Source organism: Clostridium sp. DSM 8431 (assembly GCF_900116755.1).
Taxonomy (GTDB): Bacteria; Bacillota; Clostridia; order Clostridiales; family Clostridiaceae; genus Clostridium.
In genome coordinates this window covers 1-4,695 of the sequence record NZ_FPBY01000223.1, presented here as the reverse complement: position 1 = coordinate 4,695, position 4,695 = coordinate 1, and the positions used below count along the sequence as shown (strand labels likewise).

Here is a 4,695-nt window from a genome sequence, read left to right as displayed (position 1 = left end):
TTACAGACAGTCTTTTTAGTTATAAAATATTATCTTCTTATTCTAAGATAAATCATATTGCAATTCCAAGTGGTTGTAGAAGTTTCAAGGAGTATAACATTCAAAAAATAAATAGTCTCCACAGCAATATAAAAAGGTTTATTTCAGTATATAGAGGGGTGTCTACCAAGTATTTAGCTAATTATCTAGCACTTTTTAAATTTATATTTTCAAAAATTCAGGAATGTCCTATAAACATAAAAGGAGAACATCCTTATCTAAGTATGAACTTTAAGGGACGTCCACCCATATTTGAATAACTAGTCTACATTATCACTGTATTTAAAAATACAGCCTAAAAATATAACAAGTGGATATAAGAAATAAAAAAAAGTACAGAAAATAACAAATTGACAATAAAAATACATTATATTACAATTATGATAAAAAGTTCTATAAGTAAAGGGATTTTATATAAGAAGCTTAAAATATAAAGGGGTGTAGAGATGAAAGTATTAGTTAATAATAATGTTAATAAAGACGGACAAGCTATTAAAGGTTTGAAAAAATTAACAAATGCCCGTGATATTGGAGGTTATGGAACCGATTCTGGTAAAGTTATAAAAAAAGGAATGATTTTAAGAAGTTCAGAGCTTTCAAAAGCTTCTATAGAAGATATAAAGATTCTAGAAGAGGAGTATAAAATATCAAAAATTATAGATATTCGTGATTTTAATGAACAAAAATTAGCTCCTGATCCAAAGATTAAAAATGCAGAAAATATATTTATAAATATGTATCAGTGTAAAGAAAATCTTAATTTATCAAATTTTAAAAACCTTTTCAAAAATGCTACTGGAAGCATAGGAGATATGATAAAACTTTTAGAAGTTAAGACAATAGAAGATAGGGTTTGTGTAAATTTAATTAATGATATGAATATTCAAAATAAGATTCATGATATATTTAAAATTTTACTTAATAATAAAAAAGGAAGCGTACTTATTCACTGCAAAAGGGGAAATACAAGGGTAGGTGTTGTATGTGCATTAATTCTTTATGTTTTAGGGGTGGATATAGTAACTATTTTTAAGGATTTTCAGCTTTCAAATGAGTTTTATAGGGAAAGTATAGACTATTATAAAACAAAAGTAGCACATTTTACAGATGATGATGAAATTATAAAGGGTGTTGAGGTAATAGAAGGGACAGATGTTAAGTTTTTAGAAGAAGCTTTCTTATGTATTGAAGCTAAGTGGGGATCAATAGAGGATTATATAAGGGAGGCAATAGGGTTAAAAAGTGAAGAAATTAATTTGTTAAGAAGTAAATATTTAAAATAAACATTAAGTTAATGGGAGAAATAGATATGTCTGATTTATTAACTGTTATATTATTAATTGGAGCATTAGTTTCATTAGTATCAGCTAAAAAATACAATAAAAAAGTATTATACTTTGTTGGAGGAATTTTATTAATAGGTTTTATTATTGTTATGGCTACTGAATTTGGGACAGGTTTTGGAATTGGAATGATATCACCTAAATAAGTTAATAAAATTATATTTTTAGTTTTTATATTAATCTTTTTTGCTATATTGAGAAAAGATTTTACAAGAGAGAATAAAGAAAAGGTCAGTGCATAATAATGTACTGGCCTTTTTTAAAAATTATTTAATAGATTATCTAGCTTTATCCAGTACTGAATCTACATTTTCATTATCAACCTTTAAAGCTACATAAGGATTAGCTTCTTTAACTTGTTCATTGCTTAAACATAATGAAGTTACAGAATTTAAATCTTCATCAAAGGTAAGTCTTCTATAGGGGGACCTCAAAGAATCTTATATGTTCCATCCTTATTTTCCTTTAAGAAAACAAGAAACTCTTCATATCTGTTTCCTAGACTAAAAGTATAAGGATTCATAATGAATCTACTAGTATCATGAGAAATTATACCAGTAAAGGAAAAAATATATAAAAATATAACAATTGCAGTCAAAAAAATAACAAGTGGTGACAAAAAAAATTTGTATTAGAAAAAAGTAATATACTTTAGTTGTGTTGATAAATAGAGCTTATAAAAGCTCAATATAAAAATGAAGGAGATGTTTAAACATGAATAAGGATTTTCATTTATATGGAACTTATACTGCAGCTAAATTAGCTGGTGTGGATGAAAATACTGCAAGAATAGTAGCATGTGCAGCACAAATGGTAGATGATTTTACAGAAAAGGTTACTGGGGATTATGCATATGCAACAGCAAGGAGACTTGATAAATATATCGATTTGTACAGGATATATGAGGATATTAAAAATGCAACCAAAAAAGGTGATAAAAAAGAAGAACAGCTTATTTTAGAAAATTCATTACCTTGGATACTATTTCATTTTATTCCTGGTTATTTACCATCATTTAATGGGGATCTTAGTAAGTTAACACAGAGAGAGGCACTATTATGTGGAATAAATGGAGACATTCAAAAGGCTTTAAGTAAAGAGATTGAAAAAGGGGAAAATAGTGAAGTTGTTAACAATTATGTAGGCTTAGGTATTACACTTCATATATTATCAGATGTATATGCTCATTCAGGATTCTCAGGTTTAATAACTGATAAACCAGTAATTCCTAAAGAAATTTTAATATATGATGCAAAAAAGAATGAATTTAAACATTTCAAGAGTAGTCTAGATATTTTAAATTCTGTTAAGGAACTTCCTAAGGGGATTTTTTATGGACATGCTAAGGCAGAACATTTACCTGATATATCTACTGTAGAAGTTAAGTATTGCTTTAACGATGAAGAGACTTTGATTAAGGATAATAAAGACTTATTTGCAGTAGCTTATTCAGAAATAATATGCTATGTTTTAAAATTCATGGGTAAAAAAGCAGGGGAATATGATAAGGTTACTAATAAGTGGTATAAGATAATAAATGAATATCTAATAAAGAAATCTAAAGAAAAAGATGGATGGTGGTTTGATTCTAATAAATATAACTATGAATATGACACATCATTTAAGGATATACAAAATCTTTTCTATGAAGCAAAAGTAAAAGGAGATTCCTCTAAGTTAAAGAGTGAGATGGGAGTAGACCTTGAAGATTTAAAAGATATAAGTGATGGCATGATTTCAAGTAAAGAATTAGATAAAGTATATGAAGAATATTTGAAAAAAATTAGTGGCGATGAAAGAAAGCAGAACAAAGAATATAATGATTTCCTTAATGCAAGCAAACTTATAAGATGCCATGAATTAAAATTTATTAAAAATATTTATACAGGGGAACCAATTAATATACAAGAGTTAATTCATGAAGATTATGGGGAAAAATAAGCTAAAGTTATATAGGGAAAGGATTTTATAAGGATGAAAGGTATTGATATTAGTAATAATGATGGGAGAATAAATTTTAATAGAGTAAGAGAAAGTGGAGTGGAAATAATTATAATAAAGGCAACTGAAGGTATAGATTATAGAGATCCTTTATTAGACTCTTATTATAATGATGCACGTTCTTTAGGTTTTAAAATTGGTTTTTATCATTTTATGTCAGAGAAAACAGATCCTAAAAGGCAAGCTGAAGATTTTTGGAATGCCATAAAAGATAAGAGTTTTGAGTGTATACCAGTACTTGATATTGAAGTAAATAATTATGGAAGAAGTGCATCAGAGGTATCAGATAGATGTGTTGATTTCTTAAATAGATTCAAAGAGTTAAGTGGGTATAATTGCATAATCTATACAGGTGGATACTTTGGAAGAGATACTTTAGATAGTAGAATAAAGGCATATAAAGGATGGATTGCACATTATGGAGTTAATGCTCCTATGGAAACAGGATTCTCTGTAGTTGGACACCAGTTTACTGAAACAGGTAAGATACCAGGAATTTCGGTAAATTGTGATGTCAATAATTTTAATGAAGGAATATTTATAAATTCATCAGAAACTCCAGTACCTTCACCAGCACAAACAAGTACAAAAATTTTAGAACTTCAAAAAATAGTAGGGGCATGCCCTGATAATATATATGGGCCTGAAACTGATAATGCTATAAGGGGATTATTAGCAGGAATTCCGTATAGAACTCCAGAATTAACAACATGGATTCAATTAAGATTAGGAGTTAATGCAGATGGAATCTTTGGACAAGCTACTGAAGAGGCTGTTAAAAGATGGCAATGTCAAAAGGGACTTTCAGTAGATGGAATTTGTGGATATGAAACAATTAAGTCTCTTGCTTTAGCATAAATTTAAAACCCAAAGAGGTTATATAATAATATAAAGAATTAAAAAAAAGTCTAACCAAAAAGCAACTATACCAGCTTAGAAAACTGGCATAGTTGTTTTTTTAATGCATAGACCAGTTATACAAAAAAATAAAAAATTTTAAAAAAGTAATTTTTTAAAAAAGGGTATACTTAATAAACCATTATTATTTTACGAATAATGGACAAGAGTGAGTTTTAAATTATATGTTATATTACTTTGTGTAAATTACTATTTAAATATAATTTTTTATGTACTTCAGGTAATCGTAATTCAAATGGCTTTTTATCCCTAAGTATTGCAAAAAAGTGGTTAATTAATTTGTGCATTATAGCTCCAATAGCTACTTTTTTAGGTTTTGATTTAATTAACTTATTGTAGTATTCAAGCAAAACAGGATTAGCCGGAACTCCGTTTCGGAAACTTTTAATTGAGG

5 protein-coding genes and 2 pseudogenes are annotated in these 4,695 nt (G+C 27.6%); 5 read left to right on the top strand and 2 right to left on the bottom strand.

Translation table 11 applies throughout. The features are described from left to right. From BM384_RS18715 to BM384_RS15720, 3 genes and pseudogenes are all read left to right on the top strand, one after another. Positions 1–299 (top strand): annotated as a pseudogene (locus BM384_RS18715) (IS1595 family transposase); the annotation flags it as partial. Between the two features lie 186 nt (positions 300–485). Further along, positions 486–1,322 (top strand): tyrosine-protein phosphatase, encoded by an 837-nt coding sequence (locus tag BM384_RS15725; protein WP_090015014.1) that lies wholly within the window; start codon positions 486–488, stop codon positions 1,320–1,322. A gap of 26 nt (positions 1,323–1,348) precedes the next feature. Further along, positions 1,349–1,528: a hypothetical protein gene (locus BM384_RS15720; protein WP_090015013.1), complete on the top strand. Its 180-nt coding sequence runs from the start codon at positions 1,349–1,351 to the stop codon at positions 1,526–1,528. A gap of 132 nt (positions 1,529–1,660) precedes the next feature. Here the strand turns inward: BM384_RS15720 and BM384_RS17810 are convergent, their stop codons facing one another. Further along, a complete protein-coding gene (locus BM384_RS17810) occupies positions 1,661–1,816 on the bottom strand; it encodes a hypothetical protein (protein WP_175537423.1) in 156 nt (51 codons plus the stop codon). 280 nt (positions 1,817–2,096) lie between these two features. Between BM384_RS17810 and BM384_RS15715 the strand changes: the two genes are divergently transcribed. After that, positions 2,097–3,323: a DUF6765 family protein gene (locus tag BM384_RS15715; protein WP_090015011.1), complete on the top strand. Its 1,227-nt coding sequence runs from the start codon at positions 2,097–2,099 to the stop codon at positions 3,321–3,323. A 33-nt stretch (positions 3,324–3,356) separates the two neighbouring features. Continuing rightward, positions 3,357–4,241, top strand: coding sequence for a GH25 family lysozyme (locus BM384_RS15710; RefSeq protein ID WP_090015009.1), 885 nt, complete (start codon positions 3,357–3,359; stop codon positions 4,239–4,241). A gap of 227 nt (positions 4,242–4,468) precedes the next feature. On the opposite strand, the pseudogene BM384_RS18030 reads toward BM384_RS15710, so the two are convergent. Next, positions 4,469–4,695: pseudogene (locus tag BM384_RS18030) on the bottom strand (IS110 family transposase); the annotation flags it as partial.

What these genes read in the sequence shown, in the direction of transcription:
- BM384_RS15725 (WP_090015014.1), top strand. Translation starts at nt 486, where the DNA reads ATGAAAGTATTAGTTAATAATAATGTTAATAAAGACGGACAAGCTATT.
- BM384_RS15720 (WP_090015013.1), top strand. Translation starts at nt 1,349, where the DNA reads ATGTCTGATTTATTAACTGTTATATTATTAATTGGAGCATTAGTTTCA.
- BM384_RS15715 (WP_090015011.1), top strand. Translation starts at nt 2,097, where the DNA reads ATGAATAAGGATTTTCATTTATATGGAACTTATACTGCAGCTAAATTA.
- BM384_RS15710 (WP_090015009.1), top strand. Translation starts at nt 3,357, where the DNA reads ATGAAAGGTATTGATATTAGTAATAATGATGGGAGAATAAATTTTAAT.